The organism is Streptomyces sp. JH34 (assembly GCF_029428875.1).
Taxonomy (GTDB): domain Bacteria; phylum Actinomycetota; class Actinomycetes; order Streptomycetales; family Streptomycetaceae; genus Streptomyces.
In genome coordinates this window covers 6,413,159-6,433,112 of sequence record NZ_JAJSOO010000001.1, presented here as the reverse complement: position 1 = coordinate 6,433,112, position 19,954 = coordinate 6,413,159, and the positions used below count along the sequence as shown (strand labels likewise).

Here is a 19,954-nt window from a genome sequence, read left to right as displayed (position 1 = left end):
CCGGGCATGTACGCAGACGACGATACGGTCCGCAGGATCCTCCGTGACACGGGCGACACCTGGGCGGTGGTGGGGCTGTCCGGCAACAGGTCCCGCGCGGCCTACGGAGTGTCCGAGGTCCTCAGGCGCTTCGGCAAGCGTGTGGTGCCCGTCCATCCCAAGGCGGAGACGGTACACGGCGAACAGGGGTACGCCTCCCTGGCGGACATACCCTTCCCCGTCGACGTGGTGGACGTCTTCGTCAACAGCGACCTGGCGGGCGCCGTAGCCGACGAGGCGGTGGCAGCCGGGGCGAAGGCCGTCTGGTTCCAGCTCGGCGTGATCGACGAGCAGGCGTACGAGCGCACCCGTGCGGCGGGCCTGGCGATGGTCATGGACCGCTGCCCGGCGATCGAGATACCCCGCCTGAGCCCCCTCCGCTGAGTCCTGCCTGGGGAGGCGTGGTGTCGCGGAGGACCCCGGGCGGGGAGAATGTCCGCCGTGACCCGGCATCTTCTGCCCGGCGGTGAGCGCGCCGCCACCCAGTTGTGCGAGCTCGGTGTGCGGCGGGGCGGTGCCCTGCTGGTGCACGCCTCGATGCGCGCCGCGGGCGGGGGCGCCGGGGACATGGCGCACGCGCTGCGCCGGGCTCTGGGACCGGCGGGGACGCTGGTCGTCCCTTCCTTCACTCCGGAGAATTCCGACACCTCCCGCGCCTATCTCGACAGGGTCCGCGGCCTGAGCGAGGAGGCCGCGGCGGCGGTGCGCGCGCGGATGCCCGCGTTCGATCCGGCGGTGTCTCCCGCGCCCACGATGGGCGCTCTCGCCGAGGTGGTGCGGCTGGCACCGGACGCGCGGCGCAGCAGCCATCCGCAGACCTCGTTCGCCGGGCTCGGCCCGGCGGCCGTGCGGCTGCTCACCGGCCACCGCCCTGACTGCCACCTGGGCGAGGACTCCCCCCTCGCCCGGCTGTACGAGGCCGACGCTCAGGTCCTGCTGCTGGGCACGGGCTTCGACCGCTGCAGCGCCTTCCATCTCGCGGAGTACCGCCGCCCCGCACCGCCCCGCCGCCTGTACCGCTGCGTGATGGCGTCGGGGGAAGGCCGTCGCTGGTGGGAGTACGAGGACGTCGCGCTGGACGACAGCGACTTCGCCGGGCTCGGGGAGGACTTCGTCCGTGCCCGGCCCGGAGCGGTCAGCAGCGGCCCGGTGGGGGCGGCGTCCGGCCGGCTGTTCCGTCTCCGCGCGGCCGTGGACTTCGCCGTGGGCTGGCTGGAGGAGCGTCGGGCCGCCGGCTGCTGAGCGTACCCGGCGGGTGATCGCCGCACCGCACCCTGTGCCGGGGCCCTGCTCGCTCCGGCGGGCAGCCCTTCTCAGACCCCGAGGCCTTCCAGCAGGACGGCTCCCGGCAGCGCGGCCAGCGCCTTGCCCGGGACGATGAGCTTGCCCCGGCGGCGGCCGCTGCCGATCAGGACCCACTCCGTGTCCGCCACCGCCGGGTCGATGAGGAGGGGCCAGGCCGCGGGCAGACCGATGGGGGTGATGCCGCCGTACTCCATGCCGGTCCCACCCACCGCCACGTCCATGGGGGCGAAGGACGCCTTACGGGTGCCGAGGTGCTTGCGCACGACCCCGTTGACATCGACACGGGTGTGCGAGAGCACCACGCACGCGGCCAGGGTGGTGTCGCCGCCCCGCTTGCCGGCGACCACCACGCAGTTGGCGGACGCCTCCAGCAGCTCGGGGCCGTGGTGCTCGACGAAGGCGGCCGTGTCGGCGATCGCGGGGTCGGTGTCGACGAAGACGACGGACTCGGCGGGGGTGCCGCCCCAGCCGGCCGCGATCGCCTCGGCGACGGGCGGCGTGAGCAGGTCCAGCCGGTCGGCCGCGGGAGAGGCGTCGGTGAAGTCGCCCAGTGGTGCGCGCATGCCGCTCACGCTACAGCCGAACTCGGGGCGGCCTGAGCGGGGTCGGGGCGGCGTCACGCTTCGCGGGCGGCCGCCCGCGAACAGCTCATCCGCCTTCTCCGCGGACGGGAGGGATCGACACCGCCATCGTCAGGCAGGCGGGGTCGGAACCGTCGTTGCGGTAGACGTGAGGAACATGGGCCTCGAACGTCGCGGAGGTGCCGGCGGGCACCGCGTGGGCCTCACCGTCGACGACCAGCGTCAGCTCACCCGATGTGACGTGGAGGAGCTCCACCGTTCCCTCGGGGTGCGGGTCGGAGGCGCTGCTGTCGCCGGGCATCAGGTGCCAGGACCAGAGCTCGAGCGGACCGCGGGCCTCTGTGCCGACCAGCAGCCTCGCCGAACTGCCGGCCTCCGTCGACCACAGGCGCACCGCCTGGCTCCCGGGCACGAGCCGGACCTGGGACCCCTGTTCGTAGTCGAGCAGTGTCGTGATGCTGACACCCAGGGCGTCCGCGAGTTTGACGGTGGTGCCGACGCTCGGGTTCGTTCGCGCCTGCTCGATCTGGATGATCATGCCGCGGCTGACCCCCGCCCGGGCCGCGAGAGCATCCAGGGTGAAACCGCGCTCACCTCGCCAGCGCTTGAGATTCCGCGCGAGTGACTGGGTGAGCTGATCGAGGTCGGTCACATTCCGTCCAATATTCTGGATGTCGAGATCGAAAGCAGTGCACTACGGAGCGGTGCGCCCACCAGATCACCGCACTGTACTGCGAGGCACCGGGCGCAGCGCTGCCCGCCCATGACATGAGCCCGCCGACGACAGGGCGAGCGGCGACGGGGCGAGCGGCATCAGGCCGAGCGGCGTCGGGCACACCGCCGACGACGAGATCAGCTCTCGGACGGGTCCTCGAGCAGGCGAGCCACTGCGGCCAGCTGCTCTGGCGTGACCCCGTCGGGGATCGGCACGGGTGCGGGGGTGCGCAGCGGCGGCTGCCAGCCCTTCTCGGGGTCCCAGCTCCGCACCACCCTGGCGGGCGCTCCCGCCACCACCGCGTGGTCGGCGACCTCGCCGCGTACGACCGCTCCCGCCGCGACCACGACGTTCCGGCCCAGCCTCGCCCCCGGCAGGATCACCGCTCCGGTGCCGATCCAGCATCCGGGCCCGATCACGACGGGCTCCATGCGCGGCCACTGCCTGCCCACCGGCTCGTCGGGATCGTCGTAACTGTGGTTGGTGGAGGTGATGTAGACGTACGGACCGCAGTAGGTGTCCGACCCGATCGACACCGAGGTGTCGGCGATGACGTGGCTGCCCCGGCCCAGCACCACACCGTTGCCCAGGGTCAGGATGGGATCGGCCCCCAGATCCAGATCGGGCATCAGGCCGGCCGTGAGTGTCACCTGCTCGCCGATCACGCAGTGGTCGCCCAGCTCGATCCACCGCTCCCCGAAGACCGTGCCCTGGGGGAAGGCGAGCCGGGTTCCGGCGCCGATGCGGCCGAACCGCAGCCGCCCGGGGTGCGTCGCGGTGACCGCCCCGGCCTCCTGCGCCCACGCCCAGACGCGGTGGACGGCGCTGGAAAGGACCTCACGCCGCCGGAGGGCCAGGGAGGAGAACAAGTTCCGGTTCTTCGGCACCCGCTCACGGTAGTCGGCCCGGCCGGAACGGACCGGCGCCACGGCTGTGATGTTCACCCCACCCCGCCGGGACACGAGGACCGTCGATTACGGTTCGTGCGGCGCACGGGGTGCCGGGCGCAGCACACCGCACCGGAGGAGAAGGCGATGGCAGAGCAGGCATTGGTCACCGGCATCGGCGGCAAGGAGCCGGACATCGACCCGGACGCCTTCCTCGCGCCGACCTCCGTCGTCATCGGCGAGGTGTCGATGGCCGCGGGCTCGAGTGTCTGGTACCACGCCGTGCTGCGTGGCGACGGCGGCCCGATCGCCCTGGGCCCCGACAGCAACATCCAGGACAACTGCAGCGTGCACACCGACCCCGGCTTCCCGCTGACGGTGGGCGCCAGGGTCTCGGTCGGGCACAACGCCGTCCTGCACGGCTGCGTCATCGAGGACGACGTGCTGGTCGGCATGGGCGCCACCGTGCTCAACGGCGCGCACATCGGCGCGGGTTCCCTGATCGCGGCGCAGGCCCTCGTACCGCAGGGGATGCGGGTGCCGCCGGGCTCCCTCGTCGCCGGTGTGCCCGCCAAGGTCAAGCGGGAGCTGACCGCCGAGGAGCGTGAGGGGATCGCCCTCAACGCGGCCGGTTACGTGGAGCTGGCGAAGGCCCACCGTTCGGCGCACCAGGAGGGCTGACGGCCCACCGGCGGGCACCGGGCACCCGGTGCCCGCCGGAGATCAGTCGGCTGCGGGGACCGCCTCCGGCTCGGGCGCCGGAACGCCGGCCTGTTCCGCAGCCTTCTTGGCGCGGTTCTTCAGCACCAGCATCGAGATCACACCGATCAGCACGGCGGCCACGAGCCCCAGCCACGAGAAGCGCTTGAGCCATGCCTCGGCGACGACGCCCACCGAGTAGATGACGGCGGTGGTGCCGCCGGCCCAGAGGATGCCGCCGAGCACGTTGGCGATCAGGAACTTCCAGTACGGCATGCGCAGGACGCCGGCCAGCGGACCGGCGAAGATCCGGAGCAGTGCGACGAAGCGGCCGAAGAAGACGGCCCACATGCCCCACTTCTCGAACGACCGCTCGGCAAGGGCGATCTGGGGTGCCCCGAAGTGTTTGGGGAACCTGCCGCCGAGCCAGGCGAGCAGCGGGCGCCCTCCCCTGCGGCCGATGGCGTAACCGATCGAGTCGCCGATGATCGCTCCGGCCGTCGCGCAGGCGCCGAGCACCACGGGGTCGATGTCGCCGTGCTGGGAGGCCAGGAGCGCCGAGCTCACGAGGATGATCTCACCGGGCAGCGGGATGCCCAGGCTCTCGAGTCCGATGACCACCCCCACCAGGAGGTAAATGCTGACCGCGGGTACGGTCTCGAGCCACTCCTGGACGTGCATCGCCGGGTCCTCCCGTGAGAAATCTGCCGCCGCGCACCACAAGGGTGCACGGCGGGCAGCCTACCGGGCCGGACGGGTGGGGAGGTCGCCGCGGCCCCCCGTCCGGGGTCCGCGGGACCGGCCGGCGGTCAGCGGTTCGGGCGCAGTGTCCAGACCACGCTCATCTCACTGGTGACGGCGCCGTCGGCGCGACGGATCTCGACGCTCACGGGGAACTCCGGGCGCTTCCCCTCGTCCAGTTCTGCGACGACCTCGGCCGCCGGGCGGCCCAGGACCGCGGTGGCGGTGAGACCGCCCATGGCCACCTTCTTGAAGGCCATCTCCGTCGTCACGGGCAGCGGGACGGCCCGGGTCATCTGGTCGCCGAACGCGGCGACGACGATCGCGCCGCTCGCCGACTCGGCGAGCGTGAACATCGCTCCGGCGTGCGGGCCGCCGAGGTGGTTGTGGTACTCGGCGCGGTCGGGGAGCGAGAGGACGGCGCGCTCCGCGGTCGTCTCGAGGTATTCGATGCCAAGGGTCCGGACCATCGGGACGCTCGCGGACAGGATCTCGCCGACCGTCATCTCTTCAGTGCTCATGGCGGCGATGTTACTTGTCAGTAGCAGGCTTTGGCCATCCCCTCACAGGGGCGCCCGTAGCAGAGGGGGCCCCTCCCCTCTATGGTTACTGGCCATGTGGCCAGGACAGCAGCCGCCCGGGGGCGAGCAGAACCCGCAGGACCAGAACCAGAACCCGTACCAGCAGCCGGGGTACCAACAGCCGAATCCCTACCAGCAGCCGGGATATCAGCAGCAGGGTCAGCCAGGGCAGCCGGGTTACCCGCAGCCCAACCCGTACCAGCAGCCCACCGTGCCGCAGTACGCCGTACCCGGCGGGCCCGGCGGCCCGCAGCCGGACGACAAGAAGAAGACGACGATCGTCGCCGTCGTCGCGGCGGCCGCCGTCGTCGTCGCGGCCGTCGTCACCGGTGTCGTCGTCATGAAAAAGGACGACAAGGGCGGCTCGGACGTGGCCGACGACAAGACGTCCTCCTCACCGTCCGCGAAGCCGTCCGACACCGCCTCCTCGCCGGCGGCGAACCCGCGGGGCGGCGAGGACGCGGCGCCCACGGTCCCGGGCTGGAAGGTCGTGACCAACCCCAAGTGGGGCACGCAGTTCGACGTACCGGGCGACTGGGAGGTCTCCGGCACCAGCGTGATCTCCGGCTTCGAGGACGTGAAGGACCCCACGGGTCCTCCGGCGGTCGGCTTCTCCGCTCCCGCGTACCTCAAGACGAAGTGGTGCAGCGACGACACGGACAAGGACGGCAAGCAGGAGGACACCGGTCTGGCCGGTGTCGGGACCAAGGGTGCCAAGGGCGCCAAGAACACGGATGAGGCAGCCACGAACGAGGCGGCCAACTGGGTCTGGGCCGCCTACGCCCAGGAGGACCCGAAGGAAAAGGTCAAGACCGGCAAGCCCGAGCAGTACACGACGAAGTCGGGTCTGTCGGGCAGCGTCGTCAAGGCCACCGCCACCGGGCTGGCCAACAAGAACAAGTGCGACACGGACGGCAAGTCGATCGCGTTCAGCTTCAAGAACGCCAAGGGCGACTACTCGTCCTGGATCCTCTACGCCAACGCCGGCGTCGACGACGAACTCCCGGACGCCACGATCCAGAAGATCCTCAGCACGGTACGCCTGGCGGAGGGTGTGGAGCCCGCTTCCTGAGCCTGAGGAGCGTACGGCCGGGACCGCCCGTTTGGCGGGATGGGGCGGCGGCAGGGATAGTCCCTTGGTGACTACCGCCCCCGCCTCCCCCTCTCCGGCCCCGCGCTCCGTGCCGGCGGGCCGCAATTTCGGCCTGCTGACCGCCGCCGCGATCATCACGAGCCTGGGCACCAACGGCGCTCTGATCGCGGCGGCGTTCGCGGTTCTGGAGTCGGGCGGCGACAGCGGTGACGTCGGACTGGTGGCCGCCGCTCGCACGGCGCCGCTGGTGCTCTTCCTGCTGATCGGCGGCGCGGTCGCGGACCGGCTGCCACGTCACCGCGTGATGGTGGCCGCGAACACACTGAACTGCGTCTCTCAGGCGGTCTTCGCCTGGCTGGTGCTGACCGGTGGCGCCGAGCTGTGGCAGATGATGCTGCTGACGGCTCTCTGCGGCACCGGGCAGGCCTTCTTCGGCCCGGCCGCCGAGGGCATGCTGATGTCCAGCGTCGACGGTGAGCAGGCGGCCCGCGCCTTCGCCTTCTTCCGGATGTCGATGCACGGCGCGGCCATCGGCGGCGCGGCGCTCGGCGGCGCCATGATCGCGGCCATGGATCCGGGCTGGGTGCTCGCGATCGACGCGGCGGCGTTCGCCGTCGCCGGTGTGCTCAGGGCCTTCCTCGACGTGAGTCACATCCCCGCGCGCCTGCCGGGCGGCGGGCTGCTCGCCGATCTCCGTGAGGGCTGGCAGGAGGTCGTGGGGCGTCCCTGGCTGTGGGCCGTCGTACTGCAGTTCTCGGTGGTCGTGGCCGTCGTGGGGGCCGCGGAGGCGGTCTACGGACCGCTGGTGGCGCGGGACGAGCTCGGAGGCGCCCGCCCCTGGGGCTTCGCCCTCGCGGCCTTCGGCGTCGGCACACTGGGCGGGGCGCTCCTGATGACGCGGTGGAAACCCCGGCGGCTGCTGCTGGCCGGCACCCTCTGCGTGTTCCCGTTGGCCCTGCCGTCCGCGGGGCTCGCGATCCCGCTGCCGGTGGTCGGCCTCTGCGCGGTGATGTTCGTGACGGGAGTCGCCATCGAGGTGTTCGGGGTCTCCTGGATGACGGCTCTCCACCAGGAGATCCCGGAGGAGAAGCTGTCGCGGGTCGCGGCGTACGACTGGTTCGGCTCGGTCGCGATGGTGCCCCTGGCCACGGCGGCCGCCGGTCCGGTGGAGACGCTCGTCGGCCGCAGCGAGGCCCTGTGGGGCTGTGCCGCTCTGATCGTGCTGGTGACCGCGGGCGTCCTGCTCGTTCCCGACGTGCGGAATCTGACGCGCCGCAGCACCGTGAAGCAGATCGGCGCGCCGGAGCCGGCCCCCACGTCAGCCGATGCCGAAAGCCCCGTCGGGGGGCTCGGGTGAGGCCACGGCCTCGCTGTCGCGTACCGGCTTCGCACCGCCGATGAACCGGGTGAGCGCCGCACCGTGCTCGACCCGCGCGGGGAACACGTCGGCCGCGCAGAGCCGCGTGAGCGGTGCGATGTCGAGGGGGGCGCGCGAGGCCAGCAGCACGGCGTTGCCGAACCGCCGGCCGCGCAGGACGGCCGGTTCGGCGATGAGGGCCAGCTCCTCGAACACCTCCGCGAAATTGGCCAGTTGTGACCGAAGGAAGGTGAACGGAGCGCCGTCGGCCAGATTGGCCGCGTAGACGCCGTCACCGCGCAGGACCCGTCCGGCGGCCCGCGCGTACTCGACGGAGGTGAGCTGCGCCGGTACCCGCGAGCCGCCGAAGACGTCACCGATCAGAAGGTCGGCGGAGCTGTCCGGCGCCTTCTCGATCCACGCCCTGGCATCGGCGGCGTGCACGGTGACATCGGCCCCTCCGGGCAACGGCAGGTGCTCGCCGACCAGTTCGGTGAGCCCGTGGTCCGCCTCGACGACGTCCTGCCGCGAGCCCGGGCGGGTGGCGGCGAGGTAGCGGGGCAGCGTGAGCGCGCCGCCGCCGAGGTGTACGGCGTCCAGCGGCGCACCCGGTGCCCCCACCCCGTCCACCACGTGGCCGAGCCGCCGTACGTACTCGAATTCGAGGTGCTCCGGTTCGTCGAGGTCGACGTACGACTGCGGGGCGCCGTCGACCGTGAGCAGCCAGGCCCGTTCCCGGTCGACGTCGGGCATCAGCCTCGCGGTGCCGCAGTCGGTGTCGCGGATGACGGGTATCTGCTCGTTCACTCCCCCATTGTGACGGGCTCCGGGCCCTCTCCCCGCCGGGTCAGCCGTTCCACAGCGCGGCGACCGCCTCGGTGTGGTCCGTGGACTGGGCGAGGCCGGCCCGGGCCGCCGCGGCACGCCGGGCGGGGTCCAGGGGATTGCGCCCGATGGCCTTCCGGGTGGGCGCGTCCGGGGTGATGACCTCGACCCTGGCACCCGCCGCCTCCAGCAGGGCGGCCTGCGCGCGGGGAGAGGCGATCACCTTGTTCCCGGTGGCGGTGGGCGCGATCACGACGACGCGGTCGTAGCCGGAGGCCAGCTGGGCGTTGGCCGGGGAGTGCACTCCGCCGTCGATCCAGTTCCGGCCCCCCGCGCTGACCACGGGCCAGACCACGGGGACCGCGCAGCTGGCGGTGACGGCGTCGGCGAGCGCGACCGTGCCCGTCCGGTCGAAGGTGTGCAGCGCGCCCGTGGCGGCGTCCACCGCCGTGACCAGCAGGTTCCGTTCGGGCCATTCCGACGAGGGGAGCAGGCTCGCGATCATCTCCCGCCGCTCGTCCGCGGTCGCCACGGGCCGGCTGTCCCGGGCCAGGGCCCCCAGCCTGCGCCCGTAGTCGTCCGGCGTACGGGAGGAGAGCACGGCTCTGGCGTAGCGCAGCACGGTGACGGGTCCGAGACGGCCCACCGGCCCGTTCGCGCTCTCCGGAGCGGCGAGCTGACGCTCGTAGAGATCGTCGACGCCGGCGGGCCCGAAGGCGAGCTGTGCCCCGACGATGGCACCGGCGGAGCTCCCGACGATCAGATCGGCGGTGGAGAGGTCGACGCCCGCCTTGGCGAGCCCGTGCAGGATGCCGCTTTCCCAGGCGGTGCCGGTGACGCCTCCGGCACCCAGTACGAGAGCTGTGTCTGCCATGGCCCCCAGTCTGCCGCAGCCGGCGTGGCCCGCCTCCCCGGGGTCGGGGAGGCGGGCCACGCCGGTCCGTCAGAGCAGGCCGGTGACGGTGCCGGCGCCGACCGTGCGGCCGCCCTCGCGGATCGCGAAGCCGAGGCCGGACTCCAGCGGGACGTCACGGCCGAGCTCGACGGTCATGGTGACCGTGTCACCGGGCCGCGCGACCGCCGCCTCGCCGAGGTCGACGTCCCCGACGACGTCGGCCGTACGGATGTAGAACTGCGGCCGGTATCCGGTGGTGACCGGTGTGGTCCGGCCCCCTTCCCGGGCCGACAGGACGTACACCCGCGCGGTGAAACGCCGGCTGGGCGTCACACTGCCCGGCGCCGCGACCACGTGGCCGCGGCGGACGCGGTCGCGCTCGACCCCGCGCAGCAGCAGGGCGACGTTGTCACCGGCCTCCGCGGACTCCATCGGCTTCCCGAAGGTCTCCAGACCGGTGACGACGGTCTCGACGTCCGCGCCGAGCACCGACACACGGTCCCCGACGCGCACCGTGCCGCGCTCCACGGCTCCCGTGACGACGGTGCCGCGGCCGGTGATGGTGAGGACGTTCTCCACGGACAGGAGGAACGGCGCGTCGGTGTAGCGCACCGGCATCGGTACGTACGTGTCGACGGCGTCCAGCAGCCCCTCGATGGACGCCGTCCAGCGCGGGTCCCCTTGGAGCGCGCCGAGCCCCGACACCCGTACGACGGGCACGGTGTCCCCGCCGTATCCGTGCGCGGAGAGCAGCTCACGGACCTCCAGCTCGACCAGGTCGGTGAGCTCGGGGTCACCCGCGTCGGCCTTGTTCAGGGCGACGACGATGTGGTCGACGCCGACCTGACGGGCCAGCAGGACGTGCTCAGCGGTCTGCGGCATGATGCCGTCGAGCGCGGAGACGACGAGGATCGCTCCGTCGAGCTGCGCCGCTCCGGTGACCATGTTCTTGATGTAGTCGGCGTGTCCGGGCATGTCGACGTGCGCGTAGTGCCGGGTGTCGGTCTCGTACTCGACGTGCGCGATGTTGATGGTGATGCCGCGCTGGGCCTCCTCGGGGGCCCGGTCGATCCGGTCGAACGGCACGAAGGTGCCGGTCCCTCGGTCGCTGAGCACCTTGGTGATGGCGGCGGTCAGGGTGGTCTTGCCGTGGTCGACGTGGCCCATGGTGCCGATGTTGAGGTGCGGTTTGGTGCGCACGTATGCCGTCTTGGGCATGGCTCGTCCTTGGTGTTCGAAGCTGAGAGAGAAGACCCCAGGGCCCCGCCGACCCTCCCCTTACGGGGTCCGCCGGACTGTCGGGGGAGGGTCAGCTTCGGGCGCCGCCGAAGGGCGCCGCCGCAGCGGCGAACGCTGCGTCGGTTGCTGCTGCCGCGACAGCGGTCGCAGGGCTCACGGCAGCCTTCGGCGTGTCCGCGACTGCGGACTGCGCTGCGAGGAAGGCGTACCGGAACATGCCCCTGAGCATGGCGGAGCGGCGCGGCGGCGTCGAATGGTTTTCGCACGGAAGTCGCCTGCGGCACGGCGGGGTCAGGCCGGAGTCACTGTGCGGCGGACGAGCCGGAGAGGCCGCCGACATGATGGGGAGACCTCACACGGCGACAAGGAGGACCGGTGCACCGAAGATCCGCCCTGCGACCACACCTGCTCGCGGCCCTCGGGGCCGCGCTGCTGCTCACCTCCTGTTCCCCTGCCGGCGCGGACGATCGCCGCACGACGGACGGCCGCGCCCCGCACTGGGAAAAGGGCACGGGCGCCCCTGAAGCGGCCACGTTCATGAAGGTGGCGGTGCCCGAGAGCGCGACGGAGGTGAAGGGCGCCGTGCAGATCAATCCGCAGGAGGACATCCACCTGCTCTCCTTCGTCACCGACGAGAGGACCGCTGTACGGATCGGGGAGGACCTGCGTTCCGAGGAGCCCTTGCGCACCAGGAACCAGGCCACTCCGTCCCCCTCCGAGCTCTTCGGGCATCTCGGCCTCACCGAGCCCGGGAGCGAGAAGGGCGTCCGCTGGGCCGGGGTCTGCCCGCCCTGCGTGGGTGACAACCGTCGGAGCAAGGTCCAGTGGATCGAAATCCACGTGGTCGTACTGGGCGCCGACAGGACCCGGGTGTACCTGCAGGCGTTCTGACCGTCGCGAGAGCCGTGCAACGCCTCGAAGCTCGACGCCCGGCCCCCGGGCTTCGAGAGCCGGGAAGCGCGGCTCACCCTGCGGAACGGGGTCGTGCGTCGGTCCGATGCTGCTCGCGAACGGGCCTGGTTCAAGAGCAGTTACAGCGGTGCCGAGGGGGCGACTGCCTCGAGGTGGCGAACGCACCCGCAGCCGTGCACGTACGGACTCGAACGACCTCGCGGGGCCGGTGCTCACTCTGAGCCCGGCAGCCTGGAACGGCTTCATCGGTCTCGCTTCGGGGCGAACAGCCTGATACCGGTGCCACACCATTTCACTTGGGAGCCCCGCCACTTCGAGGCGGGCGGCGGGGCTCCCACGCGCTGTGCGAGCCCCTCCGCGGTGGGCGCTCCGGGCCGCCGAGCGCTCAGACCACCACCCCGGACGACGAGTGACGTGTCTCCGACCGCCCGCGCATTACGACGATCACACACACGTTTCAGTTACGCTCCCCAAATGTTCGACCCCGTCCCCGCAACACGGCCCTCCGGTGGCCTCGCAGTGCGCTGTACGAGGGCGCTGCTCGCCCCCTGGTCCCGGTTCTCCCTGCTCGTGGCGGTCCTGCTGGCCGCCGCCGTCACCATGCTGCTGTTCGAACCACAGCGGCTGCTGGCCTCCGGCTGGCCGCCTCAACTGACCGGTTCCGCGGCGGCGATGCTGTTCGGGCTCGCGTACGGCGTGTGCACCGTGGCCTTCGTGCCACGCCCGCTGCTCAATCTTGCCGCCGGCGCGCTGTTCGGCACCCAGGCCGGTCTCGCGGCGGCGCTGGCCGGCACCGTCCTCGGCGCGGGTGTCTCCTTCCTGCTCGGCAGGGTGCTGGGCCAGGACGCACTCCGGACGCTGCTGCGCGGCAAGTACCTGAAGGCGGCGGACGGACTGCTGAGCCGGCACGGATTCAGGTCCATGCTGGCGCTGCGGCTCTTCCCCGGGGTGCCGTTCGCCGCGGCGAACTACTGCGCGGCGACGTCGCGCATGAGCTACCCGCCGTTCCTGCTGGCCACCGGGATCGGCTCGATCCCGAACACCGCCGCGTACGTCATCGCGGGGAGCTCGGCCTCCTCGCCGACGTCGCCGGTGTTCCTGGCGGCGATGGCCTTCATCGTGCTGTCCGGCGCGGCGGCGGCCGTGGTGGCCTGGCGCAGGCGGCACCGGCTGGCCGGGACGGAGACCGTCCGGCCGGAGGCAGGCGGCGCGGCCTAGCCCGGGGCAGGCGGCGGTCCGTTCACCCACAGACGATACGCTGCCCGCAACCGACAGAGGATGTCCGGGACCGTGGCGTCCCGTCTCCCTTTCTGACCGCATCCGCACGTTGCCGACGGCCTTCGCGTCCGTCGGCCGTTGCTTGAGTACCTCCGGGATGGCCTAAGCCCCATGAGCTGGTTCGAATCATTCGTCCTGGGCCTCGTTCAGGGACTGACCGAGTTCCTGCCGATCTCCTCCAGCGCGCACCTGCGGCTGACCGCGGCCTTCGCGGGCTGGCACGACCCGGGAGCCGCGTTCACCGCGATCACCCAGATCGGCACCGAGGCCGCGGTCCTCATCTACTTCCGCAAGGACATCGCACGGATCATCTCGGCCTGGTTCCGGTCGCTGACCAATTCCTCGATGCGCAGCGACCACGACGCCCAGATGGGCTGGCTCGTCATCATCGGGTCGATTCCCATCGGTGTGCTGGGCGTGACGTTCAAGGACCAGATCGAGGGCCCGTTCCGCGACCTTCGCCTGATCGCGACGACTCTGATCGTCATGGGTGTCGTCCTCGGCATCGCGGACCGGCTCGCGGCCCGCGACGAGACCGGCGGCAAGCACCGCGCGATCAAGGAACGCAAGTCGCTCAAGGAACTGGGCGTCAGGGACGGTCTGATCTTCGGCTTCTGCCAGGCGATGGCACTGATCCCCGGTGTCTCCCGCTCGGGTGCGACGATCAGCGGTGGTCTGCTCATGGGGTACACCCGTGAGGCGGCGGCGCGCTACTCCTTCCTGCTGGCGATTCCGGCGGTACTCGCATCCGGCGCGTTCGAGCTGAAGGACGCGGGCGAGGGACACGTCTCCTGGGGCCCGACGATCTTCGCGACGATCATCGCCTTCGCGGTCGGTTACGCCGTCATCGCCTGGTTCATGAAGTTCATCACCACGAAGTCCTTCATGCCATTCGTGATCTACCGAATCCTGCTCGGAATCCTGCTGTTCGTGCTGGTGGGGGCAGGTGTCCTGAGCCCGCACGCGGGTGAGTCCGGCGGCTGAACCAGGCCCGTACAGGTAGCGCTGTCGAGCATTTCCCAGCGCCTGATTGCAGCACCACGCCATGATCAGGAATGCCGCTTCCAGTGGTCCGAGGGAAGCGGTCCAGCTACCTGTGCCCACACTCCGGGGGGCGCCTCAGGGGAGTCACGCACCCAGCAGCGGGTTCGCAGTCGCGTCGGTCGTCGCTGATCCGGGCGGGCCGCTGCTGGCCGATGTCGAAGGAGACCACGGTGGTCAGGGCCGCCTTGTGGACGTCATCGCCGCAGTTCGATCAGCCCGAGTCCAGCTGCCCTGGTGCTATGCGGTGGCGTAGGGGTTGATGATGCGGTGCGGTCGGCGGGAGGTCGCCATGACGTTCTGCGGGAAGCGGGGGCCGGCCACGTAGTGGCGTCCCTTCGTCTGCCCGATCGCGGTGAGCACGTCGCCCTTCGTGAGGGCCTGCAGGTCCCGGGTTGCCTGCTGGGTGTTGATCGCTTCCTGCCGCTCGTAGCGCGAGCGGCGCACCCGGCCCACCATGGCGACCTCGTGGAGGGCAGTCACTTGCCGCTCGCTGATCCCGTTGGCGTCTGCGTGCTCCATCAGCTCGATCCAGACCTGGTTCGAGCGGTCGACCCGGTGCTGCACCCGCTGAGCCTGCTCGTGGTAGGCGCGCAGGTTGAACTTGATCCAGGGCAGCGTGTCGCGTTCGGGCGAGTACACCGGCCCGCCGACCTCCCGGAGCACCTTGTAGTACTCCCAGGTGTTGCCGGGCATCCCGAGCCACTCCTCAATCGAGGAGAACTCCGGTGCGAGAACGCCGCCGCGGGCAATCAGCAGGGTCTGCAGGGAACGGGACATACGGCCGTTCCCGTCGGACCATGGATGGATCTTCACCAGGTTCAAGTGCGCCATCGCCGCCCGGATCAGGACGTGAGCTTCGGTGTCGCCGTCATTGAGCCAGTCCACCAGCTCGGCCGTCAGGCCGGGCACGAGCTCCTGGTCGGGTCCTGGACGAGCTCGGCGAGGACACCACCCTGGTCAGCCTCAGCACCGGAGGCAACGACTCAGGTTTCGCGTCGACCATGCTCAGCTGTCAGTACTCCACCCAGTCGGCCTGCGAGAGAGCCCTGAGGACCGCCGGGGCGTACGTCGTGAACGAGCTGCCGGGCGAGCTGGACAGCCTCTACGCGGCCGTCCGCGCGCGGGCACCCCACGCCGAGGTCGTCGTCGGCTACCCGCACCACTACAAGGAGGGCGGCCTCTGTCCGGGAGGGCTCAGCTCCGCCAGGCGCTCGGCGGTCAATCAGGGTTCCGATCTGCTGAACGAGACGATCTCGGGCCGTGCCGAGGCCGCCGGGTTCACGTTCACGGACGGCCGGCCTTCGCCGGGCACGAGATCCGCACGGGCGACGCGTGGATCAGCGGCACGAACGTCCACCCGACGGCCGAGGGCCACGCGTCCGCGTATCCCCCGGCCTTCAGCGCGGCCGTGTCGGCGAGCTGATCTCAGTACACGTCGCGGACGTACCGTTTGTCCGCCGCGAGCTGCTTGACGTAGGCGGTGGCGGCGTCCTCCTGGAGGCCGCCGTGGGCCACGGCGATGTCCCGCAGGGCCCGGTCCACGTCCTTGGCCATCCGGGAGGCGTCGCCGCAGACGTAGAAGTGGGCGCCTTCCTGCAGCCAGGACCACAGTTGTGCGCCGTGTTCGCGCATCCGGTCCTGGACGTAGACCTTGGCCCGCTGGTCGCGGGAGAAGGCCGTGTCCAGCCGGGTCAGGGTGCCGTCGCGGCGCAGGGAGTCGAGCTCCTCGCGGTAGTAGAAGTCGGTGGCCCTGCGCTGCTCGCCGAAGAACAGCCAGTTGGCCGCCCGGTGGCCGAGGGCACGGCGTTCGTCGAGGAATCCGACGAACGGGGCCACCCCTGTGCCGGGACCGACCATGACCATGGGTGTGGCCGGGTCGGCCGGCGGGCGGAAGTGCGGGGCGCTCTGCACGAAGACGGGGACGGGGCTGCCCGCGTCCGCGTCGGCGAGGAAGGTGGAGGCCACGCCCTTGCGGACGGCCCCGCGCCGGTTCTCGTACCGGACCACGGAGACGGTGAGACTCACCAGGCCGGGGTCCGTGAGCGGACTGGAGGATATGGAGTAGAGCCTCGGCCGCAGGCGTGTGAGTGCCCCGGCCCACTCGGCCGCGGTGGCGCGGGCGGAGTGTTCCGCGAGCACGTCGACGGCCTGCCGGCCCCAGGTGTACTGGGCGAGTTCGCCCTTGTTGTCGGGTCGGAGGAGCTTTTTGAGGGTGCGGTCATGGGTGCGGTCGGCGACCAGGCGCAGCAGTCCGGGAGTGATGCGGGCGATGTCCAGGTGCCGGTGGAGTGCTTCGTCCAGGGGCACGGTCCCGGCTCCGGGCACGTCGACGGGGTCCGCGGGGTCCAGTCCGGTGACGGCGAGCCATTCCGCCACGAGCGCGGGGCAGTTGCGCGCTTCGACGCCGAGCGCGTCGCCGGTCTCGTACGTGAGCGGGACGGCGCTGTCCCGCGTGTCGAAGGTGAACCGGCGCACCTCCTTGGTGGCGCCGGGGAGGCTGAGCAGCTCGTTGCCGACGAGTCGCCCGGTCGACGCCGTCCGGGAGGAGCGTCCCGTGCCGGAGGCCACGACGGGCGGCGGAGCCGCGACGGACGGACCGGGGCCGGGCGGGGCGCCCAGTGCGGCGAACACCTCGTCGAGCCACTGCCCGGCCGGCTCCTCGTAGTCCGGTTCGCAGTCCGTACGAGGGACGAGCCGGACGGCGCCCAGCTCGCCGAAGCGTTCGTCGAGCCGTCTTCCGTGCCCGCAGAAGTCTTCGTAGGAGGAGTCCCCGAGGGCGAGTACCGCATAGCGCACACCGTCCAGCCGGGGCGTGTCGGGCGCGTTGAGCGACTCCCAGAACCCGGAGCCGTTGTCAGGTGCGTCGCCGTCGCCGAACGTGCTGGTGACGACGAGCAGGTCGGCCGCGCGCGGGAGGCTCTCCAGGGGCCTGTCGTCCATCCCGAGGAGGGTCGCCGTCCGCCCTTCCGCGGTCAGCCGCCGGGCCGCCGCCGCGGCGACCTCCTCGGCGTTCCCGGTCTGCGACGCCCAGAGCACCACCACCTGGCGGCCGGACGCGGCGCCGGCAGCGTTCGGCAGGGGGTCCGAGCCGTGGGCCGCGTCGCCGGGCGCACGGGAGAACATGCCGGCCAGCACGCCGTTGACCCACAGGGCGTGGTCCGGTTCGAACGGCGCGCCGGCCGGCAGTACGGGTGTCCCGGTGGGCCGGGTCCCGAGCCCCGCGACGAACCCCGACAGGTAGCGCCGCTCGTGTTCGGCCAGGACGGGCGGTGCCGTGTCCGCGATCCCCAGCACCCCGGCGAGGGCGGCGACGGGTGCGGCCGAGGCGGACGGGACCGCGGCCTCCACGGACACGGGCGCGGCGGCCGGTACGACGGCCGCGACCTTCACGAGCGTCACCGCACAGACCTTGAACTCGGGCTGGAGGGAGACCGGGTCGACGGCGTCGTTGGTGACCGCGTTGACGCTGAGGTACTCGCCGAAGAGATCGTTCCAGTGGAACGGCGCGAAGCAGTCCCCGGGCCGCACCCGGTCGGTCACCACGGCCGGCAGCACGGCCCGGCCGCGCCGTGAGGCGACCTCGACCGGGTCGCCCTCCGTGATCGACAGAGCCGCCGCGTCCCGCGGGTTGATCTCCACGAAAGGGCCGGGGTTCAGCCTGTTGAGCTTGGCGACCTTCCCGGTCTTCGTCAGGGTGTGCCACTGGTGCTGCAGGCGGCCGGTGTTGAGGACGAAGGGGAAGTCGTCGTCGGGCATCTCCGCCGGGGACATGTGCGGGCGGCCGAAGAACACGGCCCGGCCGCTCGCCGTGGGGAAGGCCAGCCGGGGCACGCCCCCGTCGGGGCGTACGGTCAGGGTCTGGCTGACGCCGTCGTTGAGGTAGCGGACCGGGTTGCGGTCGGGGCCGTCCGGGGCGGCGCTGGGCCACTGGACGGGGGTCCGGCGGAGCCGCTCGTAGGTGACTCCGCGCAGGTCGTATCCCGTCCTCGGGTTGTGGGCCCGCCTGATCTCCTCGAAGACCTCCTCCGCGTCGGTGTAGCCGAAGGCGTCCTCGTAGCCCATCTCGCAGGCGATCCGCGCGATGATCCGCCAGTCCGGCCAGGCCTCGCCCGGCGGGTCGGCGGCCTGCGTGGCCAGGGTGAGGTTGCGCTCCGAGTTGACCATGACGCCCTCGGCCTCGCCCCACAGTGCGGCGGGCAGGGCGACGTCGGCGTACGCGTTCGTCTCGGTGTCGGCGAACACGTCCTGGGTGACGACGAACTCCGCCGCTTCGAGGCCCTCGATGACGGTCCGGCGGTTGGCCACGGACGCCACCGGGTTGGTGCAGATGATCCAGGCCGCTTTGATCCGGCCGTCCGACATCTGCCGGAACATGTCGATGGTTCCCGCGCCCGCCGCGTCCGTGCGCAGGCTCCCCGGCTCGATGCCCCACAACTCCTCGACGCGGGCGCGGTCGTCGTCGGACTGCAGGACGCGCTGGCCCGGGAGGCCCGGTCCCATGTAGCCCATCTCCCGGCCGCCCATGGCATTGGGCTGGCCGGTCAGCGAGAACGGGCCGCTGCCAGGGCGGCAGATGGCTCCGGTGGCCAGGTGCAGATTGATCAGGGCGTTGGTGTTCCAGGTGCCGTGGGTGCTCTGGTTGAGTCCCATGGTCCAGCAGCTCGTCCACTCGCCCGCCTCGCCGATCCAGCGGGCGGCGAGGCGGATGTCCTCCTCCGGGATGCCGGTGATCTCCGCGACCGTCGCGGGCGGGTAGTCCCGCAGGAAGCCGGGCATGGCCTCCCAGCCCTCGGTGTGCTCGGCGATGAACTCGGGGTCGGTGTGGCCGTTCTCGACGAGCAGGTGCATCAGGCCGTTGAGCAGGGCCAGGTCCGTTCCCGGGCGTATCTGCAGGAACAGGTCGGCCTTGTCGGCGGTGGCGTTGCGGCGCGGGTCGACCACGATGAGTTTCGCGCCGGCCTTCACCCGCTCCAGGAGGCGGAGGAAGAGGATGGGGTGGCAGTCCGCCATGTTCGAGCCGATCACGAAGAAGGCGTCGGCGTGCTCGAAGTCCTCGTACGATCCGGGCGGACCGTCGGCGCCGAGGGAGAGCTTGTAGCCGCTGCCCGCACCGGCCATGCAGAGCCGGGAGTTGGACTCGATCCAGCTCGTGCGCACGAAGCCCTTGGCCAGCTTGTTGGCGAGGTACTGCGCCTCGAGCGTCATCTGTCCGGAGACGTAGAGGGCGAGCGCGTCGGGCCCGTGCTCGTCCACGATCGCGCGGAGGCGGCGTGCGGTCTCCTTGACCGCCTGCTCCATGGGCAGCGGGGCGGGCTCCTGGCTGCGGTCCTCCCGCACCAGGGGTGTCGTCAGCCGGCCGGGGGCGGCGAGCAGGTCGGCGCTCGTCGCTCCCTTGGTGCAGAGCCGCCCGCCGTTCGTGGGGTGCGTCCTGTCGCCCGTGGCCTTCAGGACCGTACGGCGTCCGTCGGGCCCCCTGCCGACGTCGAGGACCATCCCGCAGCCGACCCCGCAGTACGAGCAGACCGTCCGCACCTGGGCGGGGGTGTCCGGCTGTGGATTCGCCACGGTCATGGACGGCCTTTCCTGGGGAACGCTGATGTCGCGACGGTACGAAACGCCCGTTTCCCGGGTGTCACACCGGACGATCGGCCGTGGTTACGTTGCCTGCACAGTCGTCCGCGTGCGCCGGTGAGGCCCGGCGGACCTCATGGGCACGCGGTCGGGTCATAATCGCAGTTCGGGCGATCATGGCCCCGCCCGGGA

19 protein-coding genes are annotated in these 19,954 nt (G+C 71.6%); 9 read left to right on the top strand and 10 right to left on the bottom strand.

The window, feature by feature from the left end; genetic code table 11:
- Positions 1 to 6: 6 nt before the first annotated feature.
- Positions 7 to 423, top strand: a complete 417-nt coding sequence (locus LWJ43_RS28970) for a CoA-binding protein (protein ID WP_277335123.1) — start codon at positions 7 to 9, stop codon at positions 421 to 423.
- Between the two features lie 48 nt (positions 424 to 471).
- Positions 472 to 1,281 carry an AAC(3) family N-acetyltransferase gene (locus tag LWJ43_RS28965; RefSeq protein ID WP_277335122.1) on the top strand — a complete coding sequence of 270 codons (810 nt, stop codon included), beginning with the start codon at positions 472 to 474 and terminating at the stop codon, positions 1,279 to 1,281.
- A 71-nt stretch (positions 1,282 to 1,352) separates the two neighbouring features.
- Here LWJ43_RS28965 and LWJ43_RS28960 read toward each other — a convergent pair whose 3' ends face one another.
- From LWJ43_RS28960 to LWJ43_RS28950, 3 genes are all read right to left on the bottom strand, one after another.
- On the bottom strand, positions 1,353 to 1,907 hold the full coding sequence (locus LWJ43_RS28960) for a YbaK/EbsC family protein (RefSeq protein WP_277335121.1): 555 nt from the start codon (positions 1,905 to 1,907) through the stop codon (positions 1,353 to 1,355).
- An 85-nt stretch (positions 1,908 to 1,992) separates the two neighbouring features.
- Entirely contained in the window at positions 1,993 to 2,577 is a 585-nt protein-coding gene (locus LWJ43_RS28955; protein ID WP_277335120.1) for a helix-turn-helix domain-containing protein, read from the bottom strand.
- Positions 2,578 to 2,777: 200 nt separating this feature from the next.
- A complete protein-coding gene (locus tag LWJ43_RS28950) occupies positions 2,778 to 3,527 on the bottom strand; it encodes an acyltransferase (RefSeq protein WP_277336021.1) in 750 nt (249 codons plus the stop codon).
- A gap of 147 nt (positions 3,528 to 3,674) precedes the next feature.
- On the opposite strand from LWJ43_RS28950, the gene LWJ43_RS28945 reads away from it, so the two are divergent.
- Positions 3,675 to 4,208 (top strand): gamma carbonic anhydrase family protein, encoded by a 534-nt coding sequence (locus LWJ43_RS28945; RefSeq protein WP_277335119.1) that lies wholly within the window; start codon positions 3,675 to 3,677, stop codon positions 4,206 to 4,208.
- A 42-nt stretch (positions 4,209 to 4,250) separates the two neighbouring features.
- Here LWJ43_RS28945 and LWJ43_RS28940 read toward each other — a convergent pair whose 3' ends face one another.
- Both LWJ43_RS28940 and LWJ43_RS28935 read right to left on the bottom strand, forming a co-directional pair.
- Positions 4,251 to 4,907, bottom strand: a complete 657-nt coding sequence (locus LWJ43_RS28940) for a DedA family protein (protein ID WP_277335118.1) — start codon at positions 4,905 to 4,907, stop codon at positions 4,251 to 4,253.
- 128 nt (positions 4,908 to 5,035) lie between these two features.
- Positions 5,036 to 5,473: a DUF4442 domain-containing protein gene (locus LWJ43_RS28935; protein ID WP_277336020.1), complete on the bottom strand. Its 438-nt coding sequence runs from the start codon at positions 5,471 to 5,473 to the stop codon at positions 5,036 to 5,038.
- A gap of 109 nt (positions 5,474 to 5,582) precedes the next feature.
- On the opposite strand from LWJ43_RS28935, the gene LWJ43_RS28930 reads away from it, so the two are divergent.
- Positions 5,583 to 6,620, top strand: a complete 1,038-nt coding sequence (locus LWJ43_RS28930; RefSeq protein WP_277335117.1) for a hypothetical protein — start codon at positions 5,583 to 5,585, stop codon at positions 6,618 to 6,620.
- A 67-nt stretch (positions 6,621 to 6,687) separates the two neighbouring features.
- Positions 6,688 to 7,998 carry an MFS transporter gene (locus LWJ43_RS28925; protein WP_277335116.1) on the top strand — a complete coding sequence of 437 codons (1,311 nt, stop codon included), beginning with the start codon at positions 6,688 to 6,690 and terminating at the stop codon, positions 7,996 to 7,998.
- Here LWJ43_RS28925 and LWJ43_RS28920 read toward each other — a convergent pair.
- From LWJ43_RS28920 to tuf, 3 genes are all read right to left on the bottom strand, one after another.
- Positions 7,960 to 8,805, bottom strand: coding sequence for a spermidine synthase (locus LWJ43_RS28920; protein ID WP_277335115.1), 846 nt, complete (start codon positions 8,803 to 8,805; stop codon positions 7,960 to 7,962). The genes LWJ43_RS28925 and LWJ43_RS28920 overlap by 39 nt on opposite strands.
- Before the next feature lie 40 nt (positions 8,806 to 8,845).
- On the bottom strand, positions 8,846 to 9,697 hold the full coding sequence (locus tag LWJ43_RS28915) for a patatin-like phospholipase family protein (protein ID WP_277335114.1): 852 nt from the start codon (positions 9,695 to 9,697) through the stop codon (positions 8,846 to 8,848).
- A gap of 69 nt (positions 9,698 to 9,766) precedes the next feature.
- On the bottom strand, positions 9,767 to 10,936 hold the full coding sequence (gene tuf, locus LWJ43_RS28910) for an elongation factor Tu (protein WP_277335113.1): 1,170 nt from the start codon (positions 10,934 to 10,936) through the stop codon (positions 9,767 to 9,769).
- A 396-nt stretch (positions 10,937 to 11,332) separates the two neighbouring features.
- Between tuf and LWJ43_RS28905 the strand changes: the two genes are divergently transcribed.
- The 3 genes from LWJ43_RS28905 to LWJ43_RS28895 all read left to right on the top strand — a co-directional run bounded on the left by LWJ43_RS28905 (position 11,333) and on the right by LWJ43_RS28895 (position 14,131).
- Complete coding sequence (locus LWJ43_RS28905; protein ID WP_277335112.1) at positions 11,333 to 11,848, top strand: hypothetical protein; 516 nt, start codon at positions 11,333 to 11,335, stop codon at positions 11,846 to 11,848.
- Positions 11,849 to 12,343: 495 nt separating this feature from the next.
- On the top strand, positions 12,344 to 13,087 hold the full coding sequence (locus LWJ43_RS28900) for a TVP38/TMEM64 family protein (RefSeq protein ID WP_277335111.1): 744 nt from the start codon (positions 12,344 to 12,346) through the stop codon (positions 13,085 to 13,087).
- A 171-nt stretch (positions 13,088 to 13,258) separates the two neighbouring features.
- Positions 13,259 to 14,131: an undecaprenyl-diphosphate phosphatase gene (locus LWJ43_RS28895; protein ID WP_277335110.1), complete on the top strand. Its 873-nt coding sequence runs from the start codon at positions 13,259 to 13,261 to the stop codon at positions 14,129 to 14,131.
- A gap of 297 nt (positions 14,132 to 14,428) precedes the next feature.
- Here the strand turns inward: LWJ43_RS28895 and LWJ43_RS28890 are convergent, their stop codons facing one another.
- Entirely contained in the window at positions 14,429 to 15,100 is a 672-nt protein-coding gene (locus LWJ43_RS28890) for a Fic family protein (protein ID WP_346772002.1), read from the bottom strand.
- 17 nt (positions 15,101 to 15,117) lie between these two features.
- Between LWJ43_RS28890 and LWJ43_RS33140 the strand changes: the two genes are divergently transcribed.
- Positions 15,118 to 15,663, top strand: coding sequence for an SGNH/GDSL hydrolase family protein (locus LWJ43_RS33140; protein ID WP_462100960.1), 546 nt, complete (start codon positions 15,118 to 15,120; stop codon positions 15,661 to 15,663).
- On the opposite strand, the gene LWJ43_RS28885 is transcribed toward LWJ43_RS33140, so the two are convergent.
- On the bottom strand, positions 15,617 to 19,762 hold the full coding sequence (locus LWJ43_RS28885; RefSeq protein WP_277335109.1) for a bifunctional nitrate reductase/sulfite reductase flavoprotein subunit alpha: 4,146 nt from the start codon (positions 19,760 to 19,762) through the stop codon (positions 15,617 to 15,619). The two genes, LWJ43_RS33140 and LWJ43_RS28885, sit on opposite strands and share 47 nt — an antisense overlap.
- Positions 19,763 to 19,954 lie beyond the last annotated feature (192 nt).